Here is a 24,298-nt window from a genome sequence, read left to right as displayed (position 1 = left end):
GCGCACAAAACGCCGTAGCGCATCCTTCACTGCGCCCGTAGATCTGCCACCAGCCTTCCCCACTAGTGAAACAAGCTTGCGCGACGACGACGTCGTCGGTCACGGTTCGATGGCGCGGCGGGCTGATTCCGTCGCCAGAGCCTCCAAGCGTGAAAGATCCTGCAAGCCTTGCCCCCGTTGAAGCCCCGCAAACCCCTGACGGACACGGCCAAGCAGAAGGCCTGGCTGAGCCGGGCGGCCGTGCACTATCTCAGCCAGCGCTCCTCCAGCGCCGAGAATTTGCGGCAGGTGCTGATGCGCAAGGCGCCCACGCGCATGCCGGATATGGAGGCGGCGGAAATCGCCCGGCTCGTGGATGCGGTGGTCGCCCAATGCCAGGAATATGGCTACGTCAATGATGCGGCCTATGCGGAAGGCAAGGTGGCCTCAGGGGCGCGGCGCGGCCTGTCGCGGCGGCGGCTGGGCCAGTCTTTGGCTGCGAAGGGCATCGAGGACGACCTGGTCCAGGCCGCCATCGAAGAGGTGGACGACGCCAGGGCCGCGGTCATCTACGCCAAGCGCCGCCGGCTTGGCCCCTGGCGCACGAAAGAGGTCGAGAATGCCCGCATGAAGGATGTTGCCGCCATGGCGCGGGGCGGATTTTCATCCGACATCGCGTTCCGGACCTGCAAGATGTCGCTCGAGGAGGCGGAGACCATTCTCTATGGCGAGACGCCGTGACTCACCCTCCAGCGTCACCGATGCTCGATCCACGCCCCCAGTGCCGGCGTGAGGCCCAGCGCCGGCTTGGGACCGGGCCGGGCGAAGCGCCCCGCGCGGGCGGGACGCGGCTTGAGCCGGGCCAGGAGTTCGGCCTGAGCCACCGCCGCCGACAGGGGATCCACCAGCGGCACCGACACCCGGTCGGCGATGCGTCCCGCGAGCCCCGTAAGCGGGGCGCCACCGAGGATCACCACATCCGCCTGGTCCTCCTCCACCACCCGTGCGATCAGCGCCACCAGTTCGTCCTCCAGCTCATGCTGGACGGTCGCGACCGACTTAAAGCTGGCGTCCGGCACGCGGATGCTGGCGCAGCGCGCCTGGAGCCCGCTCAGGGCCACCGCGTCTTCATACCAGGCGGTCAGGGTGCGGGAGAAGGTGACGATGGAGAAGCGCTGCCCGAGCATGCAGGCGGTCAGGATCGCTGCTTCCGCCATGCCGGTGATGGGCAGATCGAACAGTTCGCGGGCCGCAATCAGGCCCGGATCGCCGAAGGCGGCGATGATCACCGCATCCGCATCGGCCTGATGCTCGGCGATGATCTCCAGCGTCAGGGCGCCGGCGACCAGCGCCTCGGCGCGGCTGGCGATATAGGGCATTCCGCGCGCGGCCGTGACGGCCACCAGATCCACGTCCGGGGCCAGCACGGCTCCGGCGGTGGCGACCATGCGCTCGGTCATGTCCACGGAGGTGTTGGGATTGATGAGCAGAAGGCGCATCTGATCAGCCCGCGCGGGCCCGGGTCCACAGCGCGGCAATGGCCGCTTCCGCATCGCGCCGGATGGCGGCCTCGTCCACTTTGGTGGGCGCGCCGCCCTCCACCACCACATCGCCGTCGACGATCACCAGCTCCACGTCGCGCCCATGGGCCACATGCACCAGATTGCCCAGCGGGTTGGTGGCCGGGGTCAGATGCGGACGGCGGAAATCGAAGGCCACCAGATCCGCGCGCTTGCCGATCTCCAGGCTGCCGATCTGATCCTCCAGTCCCATGGCCCGCGCCCCGCCGAGGGTGGCCATCTCGAAGACGGTGGAGGGCTGCCAGTCCTCGGTGACCGCACCCACCTGAATCCGGCCGACGGCGAGCGCCCAGCGCATGGTCTCCACCATGTCGGCGTGCATGTTGTCCGTGCCCAGCGTCAGCTTGGCGCCGGCGGCCCGCAGCTTGTGGGTGGGGGCGATGGTGGCGCCGGTGGCATTGCCCTTGGCGATGTGGGCCACATGGATGCCGGCGCGACCGATGCGGGCGATGTCGCCCTCGCTCACATGGATGCAGTGGGCAGCGAGCAAGCGCTCATTAAGCAGGCCGACCTCCTCCAGCAATTCCGGCGGGCTCTTGCCGTCCCGCTCGCGAATGCGCGCCACTTCCACCTTGCTCTGGGAGAGATGGGTGGTCACCCGCAGGCCGGTGTCCCGAGCCGCCTGCGCGATGCGGCGCAGGAATGGCGTGGAACAGGTGTCGGGCGCATGGGCGGCCAGCTGCACGCCGATGCGTCCATTGCTCTTGCCCTCGTAGCGGGCGGCCAGATCCAGGGCCGATTGCAGGGTGACATCGCCGATGGCGTCCACATGCTCCCACCGGCCCACGGAGACGCCGGAGAAGTCCACGTCATGGATACGGCCGCAGGACCAGACGCGAAGCCCGATCTCCGCCATGGCGGGGGTCACCACTTCGGGATGGACGAAGGTGTCGTTGATGAGCGTCGAGCCGAACAGCAGCGCTTCCAGCGCCCCGAGGCGGGCGATGGCATAGGCTTCGTCCGGCGTCACCATATGGCCCTGGGGGATGCCCGGCGTATAGGCGGGGGCAAAGCCGAGATCTTCCGCCACCCCGCGCACCATGCTGAGGTTGGCGTGGGTGTGGATGTTGGTGAAGCCCGGCGTGATCACCCGACCCGGCAGGTGCAAGGTCCGGCGCGCCCTCGGCGGCGCCGCGCCCGCTTCCGCCGGCGCAATCAGGGCCAGCCGGCCAGCGGAAATGCCGATCACCGCATCGGCGATGGTGCGGTTGTCGGGGGCGCCGGTGAGGACGGTGGCGCCGGTGATGACGAGATCGTACAAAGGCTCAGGCATCATCCCTCACCGATTGAGAACGTGGGTCAGAAAGCGGCGGGTCTTCTCTTCGCGCGGCGCGGAGAAGACCTCTTCGGGCGGGCCTTCTTCCACAATATGGCCATCGGCCATGAAGATCAGATGATCCGCCACCCGCCGCGCGAAGCTCATTTCGTGCGTCACCACCACCATGGTCATGCCCTCGCGGGCCAGCACGCCCATGACATCGAGCACCTCATGCACCAGTTCCGGGTCCAGGGCCGAGGTCGGCTCGTCGAACAGGATCAGGCGCGGCTCCATGGCCAAGGCGCGGGCGATGGCGACGCGCTGCTGCTGGCCGCCGGACAATTGCGAGGGCCGCTTGTGCATATGGTCGGCCAGGCTCACCCGCGCCAGTTGGTCGGCGGCGCGCGTGCGGGCGGCGTCGGGGGAAATGCCCAGCACCTTGCGTGGGCCGATGGCGACGTTTTCCAACGCGGTCAAATGGGGAAACAGGTTGAAGCGCTGGAACACGAAGCCGAACTTGCTGCGCTGCTGGGCCAGGCGCGCTTCGCTCAGCGGCTCCCACTTGGCCGCTTCGCCCACATATTCGCCGCCTATGGGCTCGCCCGCCAGTTCGATGGTGCCCGCGGACGGGGTCTCCAGATAGTTCAGGCAGCGCAGAACCGTGGTCTTGCCCGATCCTGAGGGGCCGATCAGCACCAGGGTCTGGCCGGCCATCAGGTCGAACGAGATGCCCTTGAGGATTTCCTTGGGGCCGAAGCTCTTGCGCAGATCGCGCACGCTGAGCAGCGGCTTTTCCCGGTCCGGGATGGTGTCGAGGCGTGTCATGAAATCACCAGGCCGGCAGGCGACGCTCGATCACCCGCGAGACCCAAGCGAGGACGGAGATGATCGCGTAATAATAGATCGCCAGCAGGGCGAAGATTTCCAGCGGTGCGAAGTGCGAGGCGATGATGGCCTGGCCGGAGCGGGTCAGTTCATAGACCGAGATCACCGAGAGCAGCGAGGTGTTCTTCAGCAGCGTGATGGTGTCGTTGGTGAGCGCCGGGACCATGGGGCGGATGGACTGCGGCAGCAGGATATAGAGCAGGATCTTGCCCTGGGTCATGCCGATGGATTTCGCCGCTTCCGTCTGCCCCTTCTCCACCGAGCCCACCGTGCCGCGCACGATCTCGGCCACATAGCCCGCGCAGTTGAACGACAGCGCGATCACCCCGGCCCAGAACTCGCCCAGCCGCAGCCCCATCAAGGGCAGGCCGAAGAAGACGATGAAGATCTGGATCAGCAGCGGCGTGCCGCGGATGAAGCTCACATAAGCGGCCACCAGAGCGCGCGCCCACGCCCAGCCGCCCAGCGAGATGAGGCCAAGGGCAATGCCGCAGGAGATGCCGAGCAGCCCTGCGAGCGCGGCGATCTTCAGCGTCATCACCGTGCCTTCCGCCAGCAGCGGAACGGCCATCTGCACGACGCCCCAATCAATACCCATGGCCATGCCGAAACAAAGAGGAGAGGGGGCGGCGGCTGATCAGCGCCGCCACGGTCGCGGGGTCAGGAGAAGGTCGGGATCTTGTCCGCCAGCTGCATGCGCACGCCGAACCACTTTTCCTGCAGTTTGTAGATCTCGCCATTGGCCTTGAGCGCGTTGATGCGCTCGTCCAGATAGGCGATCAGGTCCACATCTTCCTTGCGGGTGCCGATGCCGGCCCAATTGCGCGGGCCGATGTCGCGCACGATGGCATATTTGCCCGGCGCGTCCTTCACCACCTGGGTCAGGGTGGCCAGCGAGTTGATGACGCCGTCCACCGAGCCCTGCGCCAGGGCCATATAAGCGGCCGGATGGTCGTCATAGGTCTTGATCTCGGAAAAGCCCTTGCCGGTATCGGCCTTCAGCTTGTCCTGCAACGCGGTCTTCATGGTATCGCCGGCGGAGCCGAGCTTCACGCCCAGGATCTTTCCGGCCATGCCGTCCAAAGACTTGATGGTTCCGGCATCGGACGCCCGCACCAGCATCTCCTGGGTGGCCTCCGCATAGGGAATGGAATAGCCGACCTTGGCGATCCGCTCCTTGGTGTAGGTGAGCGAGGTCATGATCAGATCGAAATTGCCCGCATAGAGCGCCGGAATGACGCCGGCCCAGGCGGTGTCGATGAGCTCCACCTTCACGCCCAGCGGCGCGAACAGCTCTTTGGCCAGATCCACGTCGTAGCCGACGATGGCGCTGCCTTCGCGGAACGTGAAGGGGCGATAGGCGGCCTCGACGCCCACGCGCACCACGCCGGCCTTCTTGATGGCCTCGATGGTCAGCGGGGCGGCCTCCGCCGGATGGGTGAGCCCGACCAGCAGGCCCGGTGCCGCCGCAACCACCGCCAGGGTGGCAACGGACAGCTTCAGGAAGGCGCGACGCGAGGCGGCGGGACCGGGGGCCGTGAGGGACATGGTGATCTCTCCTGAGGGCTGGCCGCGAATGCGCGGGCCAAATTGCATTCAATTCGAATTTAATAAGCTTATACATATGGTTGTGCGATATTGGCTAGATCGCGCGATGCCGAACAATTAGGCTGGCGCTGCTTGATTGCGCGGCAGCGGGCGCTGGGGGCACGCCGGGCGATGGCCGATCTGCCATGGTCTGTGGTCGCGAGGATTGCGTTCGCAGCGGAAGCGCCCGGGCGCGATGCGCGCGCGTCGGCGACGGCCCCGTCCCGCCGGCACCGGGATGGCCTCTAATTTGTGCAGGCGGTTGGCGATGAACCCGGTGGGCCCGATGGCGCCTCAGTCCGGATCGGGGATCGCAGATGGCGCGGTCGTGGTGGCCAGGACCGCGCACACGGTCTCGCCGGTGCGGATCAAATGCCGACGCCACACCCGGCGCGCCGCGTCGCCATCCCGGCTGCGCAAGGCGTCCAGCAAGGCGTCGTGTTCGCCCACCGCCTCATCCCAGCGCAGCGGATCGATGATGGCCATGTAGCGGCCCCGGCGGGCCCGCAGCATCAGGCCGGCATGGGTGGCGATCAGGATCGGATTGGCCGAGCAGCGCACGATCATGTCGTGGATCGCGCTGTTCAACGCGAAGTATGGGTCTTTCTCGCGGCGTTCGTAATGGGCGCGCATGCGGGCGTGCAGATCCTCGATCCGTGCCAGATCCTCCGGTGTCATCCGGGATGCTGCCACCTCTGCGGCAAGACTCTCCAGCCCGGCGATCACCTCGAACAGGCTCGAGGCCTCCGCCGGCGTGAAGGACATGATCCGCGCGCCCCGGTTCTGCGAAAGCTCCACCAGGCCTTCCGCCTCAAGCAGCTTCAAGGCTTCCCGCAACGGGGTCCGCGACACCTGCATCTGCTCGCACAAGGCGCGCTCGACGATGCGCGCGCCGGGGGACAGTTCCGCCCGGATGATCATGTCCCGCAGCAGGTCCGCCACCTGTCGTGCAAAAGGAATGCGCCGGGACAGCGCTGTGCGCGCACGGGCGGGCCGGGGGCCGGCGGGGCCTTTGCCCGCCGGCGATGCCGTGTCTGATTGGCCTGCCGGATGCTCCATTCCCATCGTCATATGCCGGCGGGCGGATTTTTGCCATGGCCTGCTTGCGGGATTTCGGCCGGCCGGTGATCGTCCGTTGCGCTGTCAGCCGTTCAAGCTCGCCAGCAGGGTCGAGATCTTGAGGGTGGCGAAGGTGGAGAAGGTGTCCGAGACCGCATAGGGCAGCACGATCATGTTGCCATGGCGCATGGCGCCGCAGGTGTAGACCACGTTCGGCACATAGCCTTCGCGCTCGGAGGATTCCGGATGGACCAGCGGCTCGCGGGAGCGCGCCAGCACCTTGGAGGGGTCTTTCTTGTCCAGCAGCGCCGCGCCGATGGAATAGCGGCGCACCGGCCCCACCCCATGGGTCAGCAGTAGCCAGCCTTCGTCCAGCTCGATCGGCGAGCCGCAATTGCCGATCTGGACGAACTCCCAGGGGAATTGCGGCCGCAGGATCGCCTGCCCTCCATCCCAATGGGAGAGGTCGTCAGACAAGATGAGATAGAGGTTCTCATTGTCTTGCCGCGCAATCATGGCATAGCGCCCATCGATCTTGCGCGGGAACAGCGCCATGCCTTTGTTGCGGGCCGCGGAGCCGCGCAGAGGCGACATGCGGAAGGTCGTGAAGTCGCTGGTCTCGATCAGTTCCGAGCGGATCGCCTGTCCGCTATAGGCGGTATACGTGGCGTAGTAGGTGGTCGTTCCGCCATCGGTGAAGGCCACAAAACGTGCGTCCTCGATGCCGTTCGATTGCGCGGGCGTAATCGGAAAGATCACCCGCTCGCTCAGGTCCTCTTCCGGCTTGAACGTGACCTGGATATCTTCACCCTCAGGTCCTCCCCGCGCGAGGATGCGCGGGGTCGCGGCGAGCCGCGCCGGCGGGTCCACGGTGACACTGCCGTCGGCGCCGATGCAGCCGGATCGGAAGGTCAGGGAGGAGATATGACCCTCGCCCACCGCGCGCAGGCTCAGGATGAAGCGGCAGCTGCCCGGCGCGGTGTTCGATTGGTCGGGATGGAGCACGATGCTGGGGTTGAACAGCGCGGCCGCCTCGAACGAATATTCGTGCAGGAAGTAGGCCCCCACCAATTGCCGCTGAACCGGACTGAACGCGGTATGAAGGGCAAACGCGTCTTCCATGTCATCCGCGCGGGCCTCGAACGTCGCCAGCAGGTTGCGGTGACGGCCCTGAAAATTCTCCAGCACATCAGCGAGCTGACTGGCCGCCGCGGCGTCGTCAAGGGCCAGGACGCGATCGACGATATGGTTGGCGCGGGTCTTGTCGGTGGGGTTGAGGTCGCGGGGCTCGGTGGCGGGCTTGAATGGGCGAACCACCACGCGGGCGGGGTCCGGGCGCAAATGGAGCGCCAGGCGATTCAGGAAGGTGGCACAAGTCACTGCGGCCTCGGATCTGGCTGGAAATGGGCAGGGGAAGCGGCGACGGGTCAGGCCCGCAGCGTCTGCAACGGGGCCAGGGTGGTGCGTTCCGCATTGGCCCGGGCCAACTGGCGGATCTCCACCAGACTGAGCAGATAGGACAAGACGGACTCGCCGCCGCGGTTTTCGTTGGGACGGTCCGGGTGCAGGCCATCGCGGCAACTGCCGGTTTCCAGATCCACCAGGGGGACGCCGAGGTCGTTGCTGCCGAGGAACCAGGCGAAGGCCTGCGCGGCATCCGCCTTCCATTGCACATCGCCATCGGCCCGCCAGGCGGCGAGGCAGGCGGAAATGGTGGCGGTCGCTTCCAGCGGTTGCTGGTCGAAGGCGTGGGGCGCCGCCCGTACATGGCCGAAGGTGTCGGAGCCCACCGGGCGGAAGCCGCCGCCGACCGAGGTCTGCATGGTGTTCAGCCAGCGCAGGGTGCGCAGGCCGGCCTCGATGTAAGCCGGCGTGCCGGTGGCCATGCCGGCGGTGATGAGGGCCTGGGGCAGCCGGGCATTGTCATAGGACAGTCCCTCCTCGAACCAGATCCAATCCGCGGTTTCCACCGCCGCCAGGCAGGCCATCAGGCGATCCGCCAGCAGGAAGCGCATATGATTGGCGGTCGCATCGTCGCGGCCGTCGGAGCAGTAGGCATCAAGTCCCAGCAGGGCAAAGCCCCAGGCGCGCGGCGAGCGGAAGGTCTCCGTCACCGGCAAGGCTTGTGCGAACAGGGCCGCGGCCCAGCGACGCCGCGAGGCGTTGCCATCGCCTTGGGCACAGGCGCCCAGGGCCCAGAGGGTGCGCCCATGGCTGTCTTCCGAGCCGCATGCTTCCAGCCAGCGCCGGTCGAAGCTCATGAAGTTGCGGAAGCGCTGGTTATCCGGATTCCAGGCATGCTGGACGAAGGCGGCAAAGCGCGCCGTCATGGGCTCCGGCAGGCGCTGCTCCCCCGGCGCCGTGAGGGCGCAGGCCAGCAGCAGGGCGCGGGCATTGTCGTCCACGCAATAGCCGTGGGAACGGTCCGGCACCGAATGCACCGCGTGCTGGAACAGGCCGGTGTCGTCGCACATGGCCATCAGGTGTTCGGTCTGCATTTCCGGCACGGCGGGGGCACCACGGGACGAGATGCTTTGATTGTGGCGGGCGATCATCCGCAGGCGATGGCCGCGGCGGGCACCTTCGAAGGTCGCCAGATAGCGCTCGGCGGTGCGCGGCCAGGTCATGGACCGGCTGGTGGCATAGGCCCTGCGGCGCATGCTCTGGCGCCGGGGCGTATCGGTCAGCAGGGCGGCGATGGCCTCGCCGATGCCGGTGGAATCCCCGAACGGCACCAGCACGCCCCGTCCATCGGCCAGCAGTTCGCTGGCGTGCCAATAGGGGGTGGAGACCACCGGCTTGCCGAGGCCGAAGCTGTAGGCCAGCGTGCCGGAGGTCATCTGCCGTTCGTTGAGATAGGGCGTGACATAGACATCGCACATGGCGATGAACCCCAGCAGGGTCGGCTGGTCCACGAACTGGTCGAGGAACACCACATTGTCCTGCACGCCCCGTTCGCGGGCGCGCGCCATCAGGCTTTCGCGATAGGCCTCGCCCTCCTGGCGCACGAGATTGGGATGGGTGGCGCCCAGCACCACATAGGCCGCATCCGGGCACCGCTCCAGGATCAGCGGCATGGCGTCGATCATCACTTCGATGCCCTTGCCGGGCGACAGCAGGCCGAACGTGAGGATCACCGGCCGGCCGGTGAAACCGAAGATGGCCTTGGCCTGGTCCGGCTCCGCGAAGGGCACGTCGGGGATGCCGTGGGGGATCACTTCGATCTTGTCCGCGGGCACGTGATAGACGCTTTGCAGCAACTGCTGGGCCTTGTCCGCCATCACGATGATGCGGGCCGACACGTCCGTGATCTTCGCCGTGACCGCCCGTTGCACCGGCGTGGGCTCGGCCAGCACCGTATGCAGGGTGGTGACGATGGGCATGGCGAGGCGCGAGAGCAGCGCCATCACATGGTCGCCCGCCGCGCCGCCGAAAATCCCGTATTCGTGCTGGAGGCACACCACGTCCACCTGGGCGGCGTTCAGCACGTCGGCGGCGTGGACATAGTCGGCCAGCACCTCGTCGCGGATCTGGATGCGCACCGCCGGAGGGTAGTCATAGGCGTGGCCCTGATCGTTCATGGCGACGATCAGCGTCTTCACGTCCGGGCGCGCGGCGGCCACCGCCTGTTGCAGGTCGGTGGTGAATGTGGCGATGCCGCAGCGTCGCGGCAGCGAGTTGCCGATGAAGGCGACACGGCTCAGCGGGGTCATGGGCACAACTCCGGGTTGCCGGCGGCGGAGGCCGGTGGGGCGGGATGGGGCGGTGGGGTGAAGGGGGAAGGGGCCAGGCCCGTGGCGGGCGTGTCCATGGCATCCAGCAGTCCGGCGACGGGGGCCGCTGCCGCATAGGCGAGCAATCCCCTCATGCCATCCGGCCCGGCGGCGAGGCCGGCGGTGGCGCTGTCCAGGAACACGGCCTCGCCGACAGGAACCGTGGCCGATCCGACCTCAACCTGGCCTTGGATCACCAGCAGCCAGGTTTCCTGGGCGGCGTTCAACGCCCAGTGGGTGCCGGCTGGCAGGTCGATCCGCTCCAGAACGAAATAGGGGCTGGCGACAAGAAGCGTCCGGCCCTTGGTGAGCGGCGAGGGTGCCAGAGCGGCGGCCGCCGGGCCGGGGCGGGCAACCGCGAGGGCCTCTTCCACGTGCAGCGTCCGCCCGCGCCCGAAATCAAACAGGCGGTAGGTGGTATCGCTCTGCTGCTGGATCTCCGCCACAACCAGGCCGGCGCCCAGGGCGTGGATCGTTCCCGCCGGCACCAGGATCACATCACCCGCGACCGCGGGCTGCCAGTGCACCAGGTCCGCGATGGAGCCGTCCTCGATGGCGGCGCGCAATTGCAGGTCGCTCACCGATGCCTTCAGGCCCAGGGCCACCATGGCCCCCGGTTCGGTCGCGAGGACATACCATGCCTCGGTCTTGCCGTTGGCCTCGCCCTTGGATTGGGCGAAGGCATTGTCCGGGTGCACCTGAATGGACAGTGGCTCGCTGGTGAACAGGATCTTGAGCAGCAAAGCCGGCCGGGCGAGGTCAACGCCCGCGCGTTCGAACCAGATCTCGCCGACGGACTCGCCGCCGACGCCACTCTCGCGCCATGGCCGCAGATCGACGCGGCCCCAGGGTTTTGGAACCAACTGCGTCCGGGCATATTCGAGGGGCATTGCGGCCTCCTGGCTTGTGCCGCTCAAATCCCGTCGACGTGAGGTCAGCATATGTCACGCAAGGCTGATTCGGCATCACCTGCCGTCACGACCGTTCGTCTTGCAGCAGCCCCAAGCTTTCATGGCGCAACCGCTCCGGCTGCGTGCCGCCATGTGGAGGCGGGCAACAAAATTCTTGTGCGAGATATATGCATATAATCTTATAAGTCCTGCGGACCTAGATGTTTTTTATTTTATAAAAAGGGAACTTTGTTTGAGTGAGCCTATGCAGGTGTGGCGGGTAGGCGGCACGGACCTGCGACGGGACAACCGTCCGAAGCCAAATTGGCTCGACCCGCATTTGACCGTGGGGCATGATCCGCGCGGCATTGGTGGGTGCCGGGCAGCCTGGGGGCAAGCTTGAATGGAACGTGAGGGATCGACCGCAGGCGGCTTTGCATTCGGCGATGTCGTCCTGGACGACACCTGCCTGTTCGCCCATCGCAGCGGGGAGCAGATCCGTTTCACCCGCAGCGAGCGCGCGCTTCTGCTTGTGTTGTCCCGAAACCCGCACCGCCTGATGCCGCGCAGTCAGCTGCTCGACGCGATCGCGCCGACCCAGGCCGACGCCTCTGACCGCAACGTCGACTTTCTCGTCAACCGCCTGCGTGCAAAGCTGGGCGATAGCGCAAAGTCGCCCAGATTTATCGCCACGCAGTATGGCGAAGGCTATGTGTGGATTGCCACGAAACTGCCGGCTGTCGCCTCCCGGCCCGATCCGGCACCGGTCAACGTCCTTCTGGCGATCGCCCCTCTGGTCCCGCGTCATGATAAGCGCCTGGCAGAACGGGCGGGCGCCATTACCGGACAGATGCGCGACCTGATCGCGGGCAGGGTCAGCGAAGGTCAGAGCGTCATCGTCCTGGGGCGCGAAGAGAGCACGGCGCCCCAGGGCGCGCGCTATGTCCTAAAGGTGAGCTTCCAGGACAGCGGCGCCCGTCTGGATTGCACGGCGATCCTGCGGGAAGTGCCGTCGGGGCGTATCATCAGGGCCTTTCGGCTGGAGTTCGGCGGCGCCAGCCTCGCCGCGCTCACGCCGGAGGTGGAACGCGCAGCGGACGGCATCATCGCGGCGCTGCAGCGATCCCTGGCCGAGGCCTCGGAAGGGCTCGGCACGCCAACCGATCAGCCCCTGGAGATCCGCCTGCGCACCGCCACGACCCTGTTGTCGGCCTCCAACCCGGCATGGCTGGAGAAGGGCCTGCAATTGCGCGACGCGCGGGCGCAGAATCCGGGCAGCGCGGACATCGCCCTGCAGTGGTGCCTGCATCTGTTCGCGCGCCTTGTTCTTGCCAATCCCTTCACCGGCATTAGTCGCGGCGAGCGCGACGAGATCGAGAGCGAGATCGAGGCGACCGTGCTGGATTGCCTGCCGCTCATCGAGACCAACCCGCTGTTGATGCTGGCCGCCGCCAAGCTGCTCTATTTCGTCGATCGTGGCCATCTGGAGCTGGCCGAGGATCTGGCGGACCGGGCCTTCGCCCGCACGGCGGACTTTGCCGCCGCCCTGCCGGTGCTCGGACAGTTGCGGCAGGCGCGCAGCGATTTTACCGCCGCGCTGGCATTCTTCGACCGCGGCATCGAGATGGCGGGTTCCGATTCCGAGTTCCAGATGCACATGCGTGTCCTGAAATGCATCGCCGTGCTCGCTGCGGGTGACCGCGAGGCACTCAAGGCCGCGGCGGCGTTTTCCTACGAGAGCCCGTTTTGCCCGCCCGCTCTCAGCGTGATGATTGCCGTGCTGGTCACCGCTCCTGGCCATCCGCTGCCGCAGGCGGTCACCGACGTCCTGCGGGCGGCCGGTCCCGAAGGGGCACGCAACGCGCTCACCTTCACCTACATGACCTCGGTGCGCCACCTCACCTCGCTGCAGGCCCGCGCCAACATCATGCAGGGGCTCGTCGCCCATGTGACCGAGCTGCACGGCACGGGTGTGATCCCGCCTTTCATCCTTATGGGTGCAGGCCTCATCGCGGCAACCTGAGCGCGCGGCGCCGGCTCTTTTCCGCCCGCTTCCCGCCGGATCGGCGCAATTCTGCCGTCTTCAAATACTGCGCAAACAATTGTTTGCTAGCGGTGTTTTGGCTCTCCGGAAGGTCTCGTCACCGCTCGGTCGGCCCGGCCTGTGGCCGCATCGGTCTGTCCGCCCGTCTTTGAACGGGTGAGGGACTTTGATGCTCGCGACCCGTCATGGTTGCGGCCATCGCTTCTGCATCCTCGAGCTTCCGTGGTCCTTGGCTCCACCACGCTGATCTTCCGTGTGCGCGTCCTCCCTCCGGGCAGGCCGGCGGCGCCGGCAGCGCGATGGTCGCTGACCACGGATGACCTGCAGGCCCCCGCGACGCTGGAGCGAAACACGCTCCGCGATCTTGGGCGCCGATGAAGACCCACGGGAATAAGGGGAAGACATGCGTGGTTTGATGTCCGCAAGAGCTGCGGCGCTGGTGATCGGCGCCTGTGCGGCCCTGGCAAGCGGGCCCGCCCGGGCCGAGGACGCCTTTCTGAAGGACATGGTCGAGCTCCAGGGGGAAATCGCCTTCCTGCAGATGAACACCCCCGCAATGGTGGTGGGCGTGGTCCGGAACGGGGACAGCATCATCCGCGGATACGGCCGCCGTGCGGAAGGGCAGGGCGCCCCGGACGGCAACACGATCATCCGCGTGGGATCCTTGTCGAAGGTGGTGGCTGGGGAAGTCTTTGCCAGCATGGTCGCCGACGGTACGGTCGGCCTCACGGATCGCCTGCAGGACCGGCTGGGCTGGCCGGTCACGGTGCCCACGGCCGGCGGCCGCGAGATCACGCTGCTCAATCTGGTGACCCATGGCTCAGGACTGCCGCGGGAGGTGAGCATTCCCCGCGATCCCGCGTACCCCGAGCAGGTCACGCGCGAGATGTATATGGAGGCCCTGAAGGGGCAGAAGCTGCTCTTCCCGCCGGGCACCGGGCTTCACTATTCGAACTATGCGTTCGACCTGCTGGGCGAGGCGCTGTCGAAGGCGGCCGGCAAGCCCTATGCGCAACTGCTCAAGGAACGCGTGTTCGATCCCGCCGGGCTCAAGGATACGCATGTGCGGCTGGGGGATGCCGAAAAGGCCCGCGTCTATCAGGGCTATGCCCCGGATGGGAGTCCCATGGCCCTTACCGATGTCTCCGACATGCAGGCCGCCGCCAGCGGCCTCTACACCACGCCCAACGACATGGTGCGCTGGATGAAGTGGCATCTTGACCGGTTCGCGCGACCCGGCGCCGAGATGCGCGCCCTCGACCACGCCGCCTATGTCTCGCGCGATGCCTTGGACCCGGTGTCCGGCCTCGATCACTCCGGCCATATGGATGCGATGGGCCTCGGCTGGGTGGTGATGAACCCCGAGGGCAGCCGCCCGCTCATCCTGCAGAAGTCGGGCGGGCGGCAAGGCATCCTGTCCTACATCGCCTTTTCGCCCGCCCGAGGCGTCGGCGTGTTCATCTCGATCAACAAGTACGACATGGCCGCAGGCGACCTCATGCCCCACTTCGCGAACGAGCTGATCCGTCAGCTGGCGCCCCGATGATCGGCCGGGGGAAAGCGATGCCTTTGGGCGCACGCGACGGCATCGGGCACGCCACCCCATGGTCGCGATGGATCGTCCGGGCGGCTGCGTCTGCCCTGGGCCTGCCGCTGCTGGTGGTGGCGATGATGATTGCGCTTGCGGCGGGTGCGAGAGCGCAGGTGGTGGAGCAGGTCACGTCCGAACAGTCCGCTGTGATCCAGCGCTTCTCGGAGCCGCGCGCGCCCGGAACGGTCAACATTGCCGTCCCGGACCTGCAGCGCCGGATTCCGCCGGAAAATGCCAAAGGGATGCGGTTCACGCTGCGCTCCCTGCGGGTGGATGGGGCGGTTGCCGTGCCGCTGGCGCAGCTTGAGCCGATTTGGAAGGACGCAATCGGCACGACGATCAGCCTCTCGGATCTCTACGAGATCGCTGCCAAGGTGGAGCGCGCCTATACCGCGGCGGGCTATTTCTCCATGGCCGTGGTGCCGGTCCACGACTACCGGTCGGGCCACGCGATCATCACCCTTTACGAGTCCTATGTCAGCAAGGTGGTGATCAAGTCGGACCGATCCGGCCTGGAGGCGCGCCTTGCGCCTTACATCAACCGCATCACCGCCATGCGGCCCATCCGCATCAAGGAAGCCGAGCGCATCCTGCTGCTGATGAGCGATCTGGCCGGGCTGAAGATCGACGGCGTGTTCAAAAAGCCGGACACCCCGTCCGGCGGGGGCGATCTCACCCTCGACATCAGCTTTTCCCGGCTGTCCGGCGCGGTCATTCTCGACAATATGGGCACTGCCCAGATGGGACCGGTGCAGCTTGCGGCCACCGCCACGCTGAACGACGTCTTCGGGCTGTTCGAGTCCACCGAATTTGCCGGGATGACCATTCCCAACACCCCCCGGGAGGTGCTGTTCGGCCAGGTGACCCAGGACATCCCCATCGGGTTCGATGGGCTGCACGCGGGGTACCGGCTCGGCTACATCTCCTCCCATCCCGGCGCGGATCTCGCCCCGCTGAATGTGGAAGTGAGGGCGACGTTCGGCAATCTGTTTGTCAGCTATCCCTTCCTGCGCACCATCGAGCACAGCCTCTTCGGGCGCGTGGAGCTCAACTTCAAGAACAATGAAGTCAACATCGGGCCGGAGCTCAACGCCCTGGATGACAATCGCTGGCTGGCGGCCTCGCTGCGCTATCTCACCGAGTTTGAGGGCGGTTCCGCAACCGTGCTCGCCTCCGTGGCGCAAGGTCTCGATGATCTGGGTGCGCGCGCCAATGGCTGGGTGTTTCCCTCGCGATCCGGCGTGCCGGACGACTATCGCTTCGCTCGTCTCGACCTGGACGTCCGCAAGGAGGTGTTGCCGGACCTGAACGCACGCCTGCGCATGGCGGCGCAATATGCGTTCGATCCTTTGCCTTCGGTGGTGCGGCTGAACGTCGGCGGCGACCCGTTCGGGCGCGCCTTCGACAACTCGACGGCGGCGGGAGACAGCGGCATCGCCGCGACGTTCGAGCTCAGCCGGCCCCTCCCCTGGTCCGCGCCCGGCATCTCGGGCCTCCAAGCCTTCGCCTTCGTCGATTATGCGGCACTGTGGAGCCAGGAGGTCGGCGTGGACTATGCGGACGCCAGGCTCGGCTCCGCCGGCGCCGGCCTGCGCGCGCGGCTGGGCGAGGCGCTCAATGCGCAGCTGCTCATCGCCATTCCCTGGGAAGACTCCGCGGGACTTTCCACCACGGGCACGCGGGTGTTCGTTCAGATGGCACGGGTCTTCTGACGCACATGCATTCCGGGATGCCGGCGCGACCATGCGCCGGCCCCACCACCGACCTGACCCCTGACGTGGCCGCCCCGTTTGCAGGCGATCACATTGCTGGAGACCGATGTCATGGCCATGCTCACTTCGTTTGTTGGCCGCGGGGCACTGAAACTCGCCGCCGCCATTTTGCTCAGCTCCGCGGTGTTGCCGCTGCAGGCGCAGACCGTTCCCGTGACGCTTGGGACATTCCCGCCGGAAGACGTCATCCCGCTCGCCCAGGGCGGGACGGAGCGGGCGCTGGCGGACCTGCCGGCGGCGATCGAGAGCGTGCTGAAGCGCAGCGGCCTCCCGGGGGCGGCCGTCGCCGTGGTGCACGGCGGCAAGACGGTGTTCGCGCAGGGCTTCGGCGTTCGTGAGCTGGGCAAGCCGGGCTTGATCGACACGGCCACCGTGTTCCAGCTGGCCTCGGTATCCAAGCCGATCGCCGCCACCGTCGTCGCCGCGCAGGTGACGGCCGGTGTGGTGAAGTGGGACGACAAGGTGGCGCAGCTCATGCCGGGCTTTGCGCTGAAGGATCCCTATGTCAGCGCCAATGCGACGGTGGGCGACTTCTTCTCGCATCGCACCGGCCTGCCGCACGCAGGCGGCGACATGCTCGAGGACATCGGCTTCGATCGCGCCGCGATCCTGGCGCGGCTGCGCCTGCTGCCGCTGACGCCGTTCCGTATCTCCTATGCCTATTCCAACTTCGGCCTCACCACCGGCGCCGAGGCGGTGGCGCGGGCCTCAGGCCAATCGTGGGAGGACCTCTCCCAGAAGATGCTCTACGGGCCGCTGGGCATGACATCCACCAGCTCGCGGTATCAGGACCTGCTCAAGCGTGAGAACCGGGCGGTGCTGCACTCGCTGGAGGCCGGGCGCTTCACGCCGCGTTTCCAGCGCGACCCGGACCAGCAGTCCCCGGCCGGTGGTGTGTCGTCCAGCGTGACCGACATGGCCGAATGGATGAAGCTGGTGCTCGCCAACGGCCGCTACAACGGGAAGGAACTGATTGCCCCCGCCGCACTGCTGCCGGCCCTGCGGGCGCAGTCCTTCAGTTCGCCTGCCCCCACCGTCAACGCGCGATCCGGTTTCTACGGCTTCGGCTTCAACGTCGGGGTGGATGCGGACGGTCGGCCCGACCTGTCCCATTCCGGCGCCTTCGGCACCGGTGCGGGCACGCAGGTGCGCTTCCTGCCGTCCGCTGACATCGCCATCGTGGTGCTGACCAACGGCGCCCCCGTGGGGGCCGCGGAGGCGATCAGCAGCCAGTTCATGGACACGGTGCTCTATGGCGCGCCCACCCGTGACTGGTATGCGATGTTCAATCCGCTGCTGATGGCCTTCAATGACCCGTCGGGCGACCTAGCGGGCAAGACTGCGCCGGCGAAGCCCGCTGCCGCCCGGCCGGTGGCCGATTATGTCGGCACCTATAAGAATGCCTATTATGGCCCGGCGCGGATCACGCAGGCCCAGAGCGGCCTGGTGCTGGCGCTCGGCCCCGGCAAACTGTCCATGCCGCTGACCCACTGGGATGGCGACACGTTTGCAGTCGCCCCGCGTGGCGAGAACATGCCCTATGGCTCGCTGTCATCCGTGCGCTTCGTGGTGAAGGCCGGCAAGGCGACCGAACTCAAGATCGAATATCTTGACGCCGAGGGCCTCGCCACATGGACGCGGTGATCGGGGGGCTAGTCGCGCCCCCCGGCCCCCACGGCGCGCAGCGGTGTGCCGGCGAGCACGTCCGCCTCGATGGTCTCCAGCGAGCGGCTGCGCGTCTCCGGCACGAAGGCGAAGCAGATGGCCAGCGCCAGCAGGCACACCAGCATGAACAGGGCGATCACACCGGCGAGGCCCATCCACTCCACCAGGGAGAGGAAGACGAACGCCACCAGCATGTTGAACAGCCAGCTGGCGGCGGATGCGGCGGCGATGCCGGTCTCGCGGATGGCGGTGGGGAACAGTTCGGACATCAGCACATAAGGCAAGGGGCCGAGGCTGATGGCGAAGGCGGCGATGTAGAGGCCAAGGCCCGCGAGGCTCAGCCAGGGCCAGTCCAGCACCGCCGCGCCCACCACCGTGCCGAGGCCGATCGCCATGGCGGTGCAGCCGAGGATGAGCAGCGGCCGGCGGCCGGCGCTGTCCACGTAGCGCAGCGCCACCAGGGTGGCGATCACGTTCAAGAGGCCGATGCCGAACGTCGCCGCGAAGGCGGAGGTGCCGGCGGCAAAGCCGAGCTGCTGGAAGATGTGGGGCGCGTAATAGAGGATCGCATCAATGCCGCTGAGGTTCTGCAGCACGAACAGCGCGCTGCACAGCATCAGCACCGCCCCGGTGCTGCCCCGCGTCAGCAGCGGCCACAGCGATCCGCCGGATCGGGCCGCGCCGGCGGGCGCGCCCATCTCGGCGCCGATGCCGAGCCAGTGCGCGGCCTCTCCGGCGGCGGCGTGCCGGCCTTGCGCGGCAAGCCAGCGTGGGCTCTCCGGCAGGCCGAGCACGGCCAGCAGGCCGGCCGCTGCGGGGACGAGGCCCAGGCCCAGGATCAGCGCCCAGTGGATGGCCGGCGCGAACAGCAGCGGCGTGGCATAAGCGCCGAGGATGCCCAGGGTGACGGCCAGCTGGAACAGCCCCACCACGGCCCCGCGCCGGTGGGCGGGCGTGATCTCGGCCGCATACATGGGCGCGATCATGGCGGAGATGCCCACCGCGACGCCGATCAGCAGGCGGCCGAGCAGGAGGCCGGTCATCCCCGGTTGGGCCAGCGTGAGCCCGCAGCCGACGGCGGCCAGCAGGAAGGTGGCCACCATCGCCCACCGGCGGCCGATGCCGGACGACAGCGGCCCCGCCGCCACCGCGCCGAGGAAGGCCGCGCCCGGCAGGCTGGCGACGAACAGTTGCTGCCCGGTCAGCGACAGGGCGAACGCTGGGGTGATCACCTCCAGCACGCCGGCGATGGCGCCGGTGCTGTAGCCGAACAATATGCCGGAGCTCAGCACCATGAGAGACGGCATGGCGGCGCGCAGAAGGGTCTTCGGGACCATAGGGGGAAACTCCGTGCGCCAGCGCCGGGAAATCGCGTCGCGCATTTATTGAGCGATAGCTTATCAAATTGAAATGAGCTATGTAATCCGTAAAATTAGATCTGCATCCGGCAAAATATAATCTCACGGGTAAAGACAATGTCTTCTATTGAATCCGATAGCGAAAGTGTTCGCCATGAGCGGACAAACCGTCTGGCGATCGATGGTGGTGAGCCCGTGCGCACCGCGCCGCTGCCCTGGGAGTTGCCCGGCGCGCACTGGATCGGCGAGGAAGAACGGGTGCTGGTGGAGCGGGTGGTGCTCGCGCGCAGCCCGTTCCGCTTCTATGGCCTCGACCCTCAGCACATGGTGGACACGCTGGAGCGCGAATGGTGCGAAGCCTACGGGCACAAGCACGCGCTCGCGGTGTCCTCCGGCACCGCGGCGCTCGCCGTGGCGGTGGCGGCGCTGGAGATCGGACCCGGCGACGAGGTGCTGATCCCTGGCTATCTGTGGGTGAGCTGCGTGTCGGCGGTGGTGCGCAACGGCGCCATTCCGCGCTTGGTGGACATGGATGCCACCTACTGCATGGATCCCGCCGACGTGGCCCGCAAGATCGGTCCGCACACCCGCGCGGTGCTGTGCGTGCACATGAGCGGCGCGCCGGGGCATATCGAGCAGATCGCCGCCATCTGCAAGGCGCGCGGCGTGAAGCTGATCGAGGATTGTGCCCAGGCCGCGGGAGCGAGCATCAACGGAACCGCCGTCGGCCGGTTTGGCGACATCGGCATCTTCTCCTTCCAGCTGAACAAGAACATGACCTCCGGCGACGGCGGCATGATCGTGTGCGAGGACGACGCGCTGTTTCGGCGCATCGTGGCGCTCCACGATCTGGGCTATCCGCGCACGGCGGCGGGCCGGCTGGACGTGTCCGATCCCGAATGCCAGCTCTGGGGCATGGGCGCGCGCATGTCGGAACTGGCCGGCGCCATGGCGCTGGCCCAGTCCCGCAAGCTGCCGGCCATCACCGGGGCTATGCGCAACGCGAAATGGGCCATTCGTGCCGCCGTCGAGGGCATTGAGGGCCTCACCTTCCGCGAGGTGCCGGACCCGGCCGGGGATACCGGGCCGACGCTGCTGATGCTGCTGCCAGATGCGGAGAAGGCGAAATCCTTCATCGCCGCGCTGCGGGCGGAGGGCATCGCCGGCCCGCCCGGTTCGCTGTCCTGCATCACCATGCGGGAGTGGGGGCTGCATTGGTATTTCAACATTCCGAGCCTCGTGAACAGGCGCTCGAATGCCCGCGACGGCTTCCCCTGGACCCATCCCTCCAACGCGTTTGCCGCCGATTATGACTATGGCCACGGGGCACTGCCCGTCTGCGACGACGTGCATGCCCGCGGCACGCTGCTGACCATCAGCTCAAATCTGAGCGAAGAGGACATCCGCGACATCGTTCTCGCCATCCGCAAGGTGGCGGCGAACCTGTGGCGCTGAAGCGGACAGGACGACGGACATGATGATCTATGTGATTGCGATCGTGGCCGGCATCGCCGGCTTTCTCTTCGGTTTTGATGAGGGGGTCATCGCCGGGGCGCTGCACCTGCTCCATGCCCAGTTCGGCATCGACCCGTTCATGGAAGGCGTGATGACGTCGGCGGTGCCGTTCGGTGCCTTGTTCGGCGCGTTGCTTGCCGGGCGGCTGGTCGATGCGCTCGGCCGGCGGTGGGTGCTGCTGTGCGCGGCGCTGCTGTTCGCCGTCGGCGCGTTGGTCGCCGCTTCGGCGAGCGGCATTCCCATGCTCAGCGTCGCCCGCCTCGTGCTTGGCTTTGCCATCGGCATGGCCTCGCTGGTGGCCCCGCTCTACATCTCCGAGAGCGCGCCGCCCGAGAAGCGGGGCATGCTGGTCTCCATCTATCAGTTGGCGATCACGCTCGGCATCCTCGGGGCCTATCTCATCGCCCTCCTCTTCTCCGACTCCTGGCGCGCCATGTTCCTGTTCGGCGCGGTGCCCGGCGTCGCACTGTTCCTGGGCATGTATGTGCTGCGCGATACGCCGCGCTGGCTGGTCAAGCAGAGCCGGGGAGCGGACGCGCGCCTCGCCATCGCTAGCATCCGCAGCCTGCCGCCGGGCGATGCGCGCGTGGATGCGGAGCTTCAGGAGATCGCCCGCACCGCCGACAGCGAGCGGGGCAGGGGCACATGGGCCGAACTGTTCGGCCCGGTGGCGCGCCCGGCGCTGGTGGTGGGGATCGGCCTGTTCCTGCTCCAGCAATTGAGCGGCATCAACGCGGTGATCTATTATGCGCCGGTGGTGTTTCGCGAGGCCGGGTTTGACCTGTCTTCGGTGCAATTGATGGCCACCATCGGCATCGGGATCGTCAATGTTCTCATGACCGTGGTGGGCATGGGGCTGATCGACCGCATCGGTCGTCGCCCGCTGCTGATCATCGGCTTCTGCGGCGCGGCGCTGAGCCTCGGCATGATCGCCATCGCCGCCGCCACCGACGCGGAATCGCTGGATATCCTGGCTTTCATCGGTCTCGTGCTCTACATCGCCTCATTCGCGGTGAGCCTCGGCCCGCTGCCGTGGGTGATGATGTCGGAAATCTTCCCGCTCAATGTGCGCGGTCTCGGCATGGGCGCGGCCTCGCTGGCCAACTGGGGCTTCAACTTCCTCGTCGTCTTCTCCTTCCCGATGATGGTCGCCCATCTCGGCCTGGGCGGGGTGTTCGCCATCTATGCGCTGGTGTGCGCAGCGGGCGTCGTCTTCGCCGTGCGGCTGGTGCCGGAGACCAACGGCGTGGCGCTGGAGGACATCGAGCGCCACCTGCGCTCGGGGCAGCCGCTGCGCACGCTCAAGCGCGCCTCGGCCGGGCCGGATGCCGGCGTCCTGCTGAGCGGGGGGCGGGTGTGAGCGAGCCCTCCATCGATCTGGCGATGCCGGTCGCCGGCACCAATATGGACCTCGGCCGCCTTGTGGCCGCCCTGGTGGCGCGCAGCCCCTATCGGGACGTTCTGACTCCAATGCTGTCCGACATCACCCGCATCGCGCTGGCCAATGCACAGCTCAGCGCCGCCTTGGCGGACATCGCCCAGCGGTCCGAGGTCGCCATAACCGGCGTCCTGCACCGGAGCGATTTGGGCGCGCGCTCGGCCCCGCTCTCGGCCTTTCTCGAGCAGGTCTATTTCTCGTCGCCGGCCTTCCTGAAGTCGGTGGGGGAATGGCCCGTGGGAGGCGCACGTGGCTGAGGCCGAACACTGCGACGTCTGCATCGTCGGCACAGGGGCGGGCGGGGGAATCCTTGCCCATCGGCTGGCCATGGCCGGCCTGAACGTGGTCTCGCTGGAGCAGGGCGGGCTGCTGGCGCCGGATCATTTCCGCACCGAAGCGCCACCCGGCACGGCGCGGGACTTCGGCATCGGTCCCCGCACGGTGTGGCCGAGCGATCCGCACGACAGCCTCTTCATCCATCCCCTGTTCGCCGATCGCACCGAGGGCTCTACCGACCGGCCCAAGGGCGGATTCCAGCACTTTCAGGTGCTGAATGTGGATGGCCTCCAGACGCTCTGGAACGGGGTGAGCGTCCGCTTCTCACGCGCGGACTTCGCCGATTGGCCGATCGGATACGACGCGCTGGCCGACCACTACGCGGCTGTCGAGCAGCGGATCACCGTCTGCGGCACCCAGGAGAACATCCCCGAACTGCCCGACGGCCAGTTCGTGACCCCCAAGCCCCTGCGGCCGCCGGATGAACTGGTGGTGCGGGCGGTCAAGTCGCTGGGCGAGGCCTATTCGCACGCCATTCCCAACCGCAAGGCCATCAACACCCGCATCGGCACCGAAGGGGCGTGCGTCTCCACCGGCGTCTGCACGTCCGGCTGTCCGGTGGGTGCGGTCTATAAATTCTCGGCCCGTCTGCTGCCCGAACTGCGCCTCCGGCCCAATTATGAGCTGCGCACGCACGCAAAGGTGGTGCGGCTTGTGCGGGAGGACGGATCGCGGTCCATCTCCGCGGTGGAGTATGTGGACACGCGGACCAGCGAGCGCCGCAGCCTGAAGGCGAAGCTGGTGGTGCTGGCCACCGGTGCGGTCGAGACGCCCCGCATCCTGTTCAATTCCGCCGACGCGGCAAGCCCCACCGGCCTGTCCAACGACAACGGCCGCGTGGGGCTGGCACTGCAGGACAATCCCAAGGCGGTCCTGTCCACATCGCTCTGGAAGCTGTGGGGCCGGCGGCGCAGCTATGACATCGGCTATGGCGACCTGCTGATCCTGATGTCGCGCGGCAAGCTGCCGGACGGGTCGTCCTTCCCCTTCATCGGCCACGGCATCCACGGCATTCCCGATGTGCCGCATTATCTGACCGGCATGAGGGGCTTTCCGCCGGCCCTGAAGGTGCGGATGGCGCGGATGATGTTCTACAGCTACGTGACGCTCGGACTGTTCTGCGCCGGCGAGGTCGTGCCGGGCAACCGGGTCCGTCCCGGCCGGACGGAGGACCGCTATGGCGTGCGGCATGTGGATGTGGATTTCGCGGTCACCGACACCGGGCGCCAGCGCATGGACGCCATGCTCGCCTGGGGCCGCAAGGTGCTGCGGCGGGCATCCTCCACCCTCGTGCATGCCAGCGTGGACAATAGCGGCACCGGCATCCACTACGCCGGCACCACGCCCATGTCGGCGGATCCGGCCGGCGGCACGGTGGACATCAACCTGCGCAGCCATGAGATCGAAAATCTCTACATCTGCGATGGCGGTGTCATCCCCTTCCTGCCGGACAAGCACCTCACCTTGACCATCATGGCCCTTTCGGACCGCCTTGGTGATCATCTGATCGCCAAAGCCCAGCAGAGCGGCACGCGGGCGTGAGGAAGGCGGGGCCACCCGAGTAGTCC

Annotated in this window: 19 protein-coding genes; 9 read left to right on the top strand and 10 right to left on the bottom strand. The window is 67.2% G+C overall.

The window, feature by feature from the left end; translation table 11 throughout:
- The first annotated feature begins 168 nt into the window (after positions 1-168).
- Complete coding sequence (locus tag AAG816_RS06790) at positions 169-720, top strand: regulatory protein RecX (protein ID WP_341988805.1); 552 nt, start codon at positions 169-171, stop codon at positions 718-720.
- A 14-nt stretch (positions 721-734) separates the two neighbouring features.
- On the opposite strand, the gene AAG816_RS06785 is transcribed toward AAG816_RS06790, so the two are convergent.
- The 9 genes from AAG816_RS06785 to AAG816_RS06745 form a co-directional block, all read right to left on the bottom strand.
- On the bottom strand, positions 735-1,478 hold the full coding sequence (locus AAG816_RS06785) for an aspartate/glutamate racemase family protein (RefSeq protein WP_341988804.1): 744 nt from the start codon (positions 1,476-1,478) through the stop codon (positions 735-737).
- A 4-nt stretch (positions 1,479-1,482) separates the two neighbouring features.
- Complete coding sequence (locus AAG816_RS06780; protein ID WP_341988803.1) at positions 1,483-2,832, bottom strand: amidohydrolase family protein; 1,350 nt, start codon at positions 2,830-2,832, stop codon at positions 1,483-1,485.
- 6 nt (positions 2,833-2,838) lie between these two features.
- A complete protein-coding gene (locus AAG816_RS06775) occupies positions 2,839-3,642 on the bottom strand; it encodes an amino acid ABC transporter ATP-binding protein (protein ID WP_341988802.1) in 804 nt (267 codons plus the stop codon).
- Positions 3,643-3,646: 4 nt separating this feature from the next.
- Entirely contained in the window at positions 3,647-4,300 is a 654-nt protein-coding gene (locus AAG816_RS06770; RefSeq protein ID WP_341988801.1) for an amino acid ABC transporter permease, read from the bottom strand.
- 62 nt (positions 4,301-4,362) lie between these two features.
- On the bottom strand, positions 4,363-5,250 hold the full coding sequence (locus tag AAG816_RS06765; protein ID WP_341988800.1) for a transporter substrate-binding domain-containing protein: 888 nt from the start codon (positions 5,248-5,250) through the stop codon (positions 4,363-4,365).
- A gap of 333 nt (positions 5,251-5,583) precedes the next feature.
- On the bottom strand, positions 5,584-6,231 hold the full coding sequence (locus AAG816_RS06760; protein ID WP_341988799.1) for a GntR family transcriptional regulator: 648 nt from the start codon (positions 6,229-6,231) through the stop codon (positions 5,584-5,586).
- Positions 6,232-6,432: 201 nt separating this feature from the next.
- Entirely contained in the window at positions 6,433-7,728 is a 1,296-nt protein-coding gene (locus AAG816_RS06755; RefSeq protein ID WP_341988798.1) for a glycoside hydrolase family 130 protein, read from the bottom strand.
- Positions 7,729-7,775: 47 nt separating this feature from the next.
- A complete protein-coding gene (locus AAG816_RS06750; RefSeq protein ID WP_341988797.1) occupies positions 7,776-10,061 on the bottom strand; it encodes a glycosyltransferase in 2,286 nt (761 codons plus the stop codon).
- Complete coding sequence (locus tag AAG816_RS06745) at positions 10,058-11,011, bottom strand: class I mannose-6-phosphate isomerase (protein WP_341988796.1); 954 nt, start codon at positions 11,009-11,011, stop codon at positions 10,058-10,060. The genes AAG816_RS06750 and AAG816_RS06745 overlap by 4 nt, the downstream gene beginning before the upstream one ends.
- 403 nt (positions 11,012-11,414) lie before the next feature.
- Between AAG816_RS06745 and AAG816_RS06740 the strand changes: the two genes are divergently transcribed.
- The 4 genes from AAG816_RS06740 (at position 11,415) to AAG816_RS06725 (ending at position 18,062) form a co-directional block, all read left to right on the top strand.
- Complete coding sequence (locus tag AAG816_RS06740) at positions 11,415-13,034, top strand: helix-turn-helix domain-containing protein (protein ID WP_341988795.1); 1,620 nt, start codon at positions 11,415-11,417, stop codon at positions 13,032-13,034.
- Between the two features lie 424 nt (positions 13,035-13,458).
- Positions 13,459-14,601, top strand: a complete 1,143-nt coding sequence (ampH, locus tag AAG816_RS06735) for a D-alanyl-D-alanine-carboxypeptidase/endopeptidase AmpH (RefSeq protein ID WP_341988794.1) — start codon at positions 13,459-13,461, stop codon at positions 14,599-14,601.
- Between the two features lie 17 nt (positions 14,602-14,618).
- A complete protein-coding gene (locus AAG816_RS06730; protein WP_341988793.1) occupies positions 14,619-16,358 on the top strand; it encodes a ShlB/FhaC/HecB family hemolysin secretion/activation protein in 1,740 nt (579 codons plus the stop codon).
- Positions 16,359-16,469: 111 nt separating this feature from the next.
- On the top strand, positions 16,470-18,062 hold the full coding sequence (locus tag AAG816_RS06725) for a serine hydrolase (protein WP_341988792.1): 1,593 nt from the start codon (positions 16,470-16,472) through the stop codon (positions 18,060-18,062).
- An 8-nt stretch (positions 18,063-18,070) separates the two neighbouring features.
- Here the strand turns inward: AAG816_RS06725 and AAG816_RS06720 are convergent, their stop codons facing one another.
- Positions 18,071-19,420: a sugar porter family MFS transporter gene (locus AAG816_RS06720; RefSeq protein WP_341988791.1), complete on the bottom strand. Its 1,350-nt coding sequence runs from the start codon at positions 19,418-19,420 to the stop codon at positions 18,071-18,073.
- Between the two features lie 216 nt (positions 19,421-19,636).
- Here AAG816_RS06720 and AAG816_RS06715 point away from each other — a divergent pair, with 216 nt between their 5' ends.
- Genes AAG816_RS06715 through AAG816_RS06700 form a run of 4 tightly spaced genes read left to right on the top strand, consistent with a single transcriptional unit; the run spans position 19,637 to position 24,272 of the window.
- Positions 19,637-20,896, top strand: a complete 1,260-nt coding sequence (locus tag AAG816_RS06715) for an aminotransferase class I/II-fold pyridoxal phosphate-dependent enzyme (protein WP_341988789.1) — start codon at positions 19,637-19,639, stop codon at positions 20,894-20,896.
- A gap of 19 nt (positions 20,897-20,915) precedes the next feature.
- Complete coding sequence (locus tag AAG816_RS06710) at positions 20,916-22,316, top strand: sugar porter family MFS transporter (RefSeq protein WP_341988788.1); 1,401 nt, start codon at positions 20,916-20,918, stop codon at positions 22,314-22,316.
- A complete protein-coding gene (locus AAG816_RS06705) occupies positions 22,313-22,651 on the top strand; it encodes a hypothetical protein (RefSeq protein ID WP_341988787.1) in 339 nt (112 codons plus the stop codon). The genes AAG816_RS06710 and AAG816_RS06705 overlap by 4 nt, the downstream gene beginning before the upstream one ends.
- Complete coding sequence (locus AAG816_RS06700) at positions 22,644-24,272, top strand: GMC family oxidoreductase (RefSeq protein ID WP_341988786.1); 1,629 nt, start codon at positions 22,644-22,646, stop codon at positions 24,270-24,272. Before AAG816_RS06705 ends, AAG816_RS06700 begins: the two co-directional genes overlap by 8 nt.
- Positions 24,273-24,298 lie beyond the last annotated feature (26 nt).

Origin of the sequence: Azorhizobium sp. AG788 (genome assembly GCF_943371865.1) — a bacterium.
Taxonomy (GTDB): domain Bacteria; phylum Pseudomonadota; class Alphaproteobacteria; order Rhizobiales; family Xanthobacteraceae; genus Azorhizobium.
The sequence above is the reverse complement of the archived record's forward strand: the minus strand, read 5'-3'. Positions and strand labels throughout refer to the sequence as shown.

Bases quoted from the DNA above. Each gene is read 5' to 3' on its own strand.
- AAG816_RS06785 (WP_341988804.1), bottom strand. From the start codon at position 1,478: ATGCGCCTTCTGCTCATCAATCCCAACACCTCCGTGGACATGACCGAG.
- AAG816_RS06780 (WP_341988803.1), bottom strand. From the start codon at position 2,832: ATGCCTGAGCCTTTGTACGATCTCGTCATCACCGGCGCCACCGTCCTC.
- AAG816_RS06775 (WP_341988802.1), bottom strand. From the start codon at position 3,642: ATGACACGCCTCGACACCATCCCGGACCGGGAAAAGCCGCTGCTCAGC.
- AAG816_RS06770 (WP_341988801.1), bottom strand. From the start codon at position 4,300: ATGGGTATTGATTGGGGCGTCGTGCAGATGGCCGTTCCGCTGCTGGCG.
- AAG816_RS06765 (WP_341988800.1), bottom strand. From the start codon at position 5,250: ATGTCCCTCACGGCCCCCGGTCCCGCCGCCTCGCGTCGCGCCTTCCTG.
- AAG816_RS06750 (WP_341988797.1), bottom strand. From the start codon at position 10,061: ATGACCCCGCTGAGCCGTGTCGCCTTCATCGGCAACTCGCTGCCGCGA.
- AAG816_RS06745 (WP_341988796.1), bottom strand. From the start codon at position 11,011: ATGCCCCTCGAATATGCCCGGACGCAGTTGGTTCCAAAACCCTGGGGC.
- AAG816_RS06740 (WP_341988795.1), top strand. From the start codon at position 11,415: ATGGAACGTGAGGGATCGACCGCAGGCGGCTTTGCATTCGGCGATGTC.
- ampH (WP_341988794.1), top strand. From the start codon at position 13,459: ATGCGTGGTTTGATGTCCGCAAGAGCTGCGGCGCTGGTGATCGGCGCC.
- AAG816_RS06730 (WP_341988793.1), top strand. From the start codon at position 14,619: ATGCCTTTGGGCGCACGCGACGGCATCGGGCACGCCACCCCATGGTCG.
- AAG816_RS06725 (WP_341988792.1), top strand. From the start codon at position 16,470: ATGGCCATGCTCACTTCGTTTGTTGGCCGCGGGGCACTGAAACTCGCC.
- AAG816_RS06720 (WP_341988791.1), bottom strand. From the start codon at position 19,420: ATGGTCCCGAAGACCCTTCTGCGCGCCGCCATGCCGTCTCTCATGGTG.
- AAG816_RS06710 (WP_341988788.1), top strand. From the start codon at position 20,916: ATGATGATCTATGTGATTGCGATCGTGGCCGGCATCGCCGGCTTTCTC.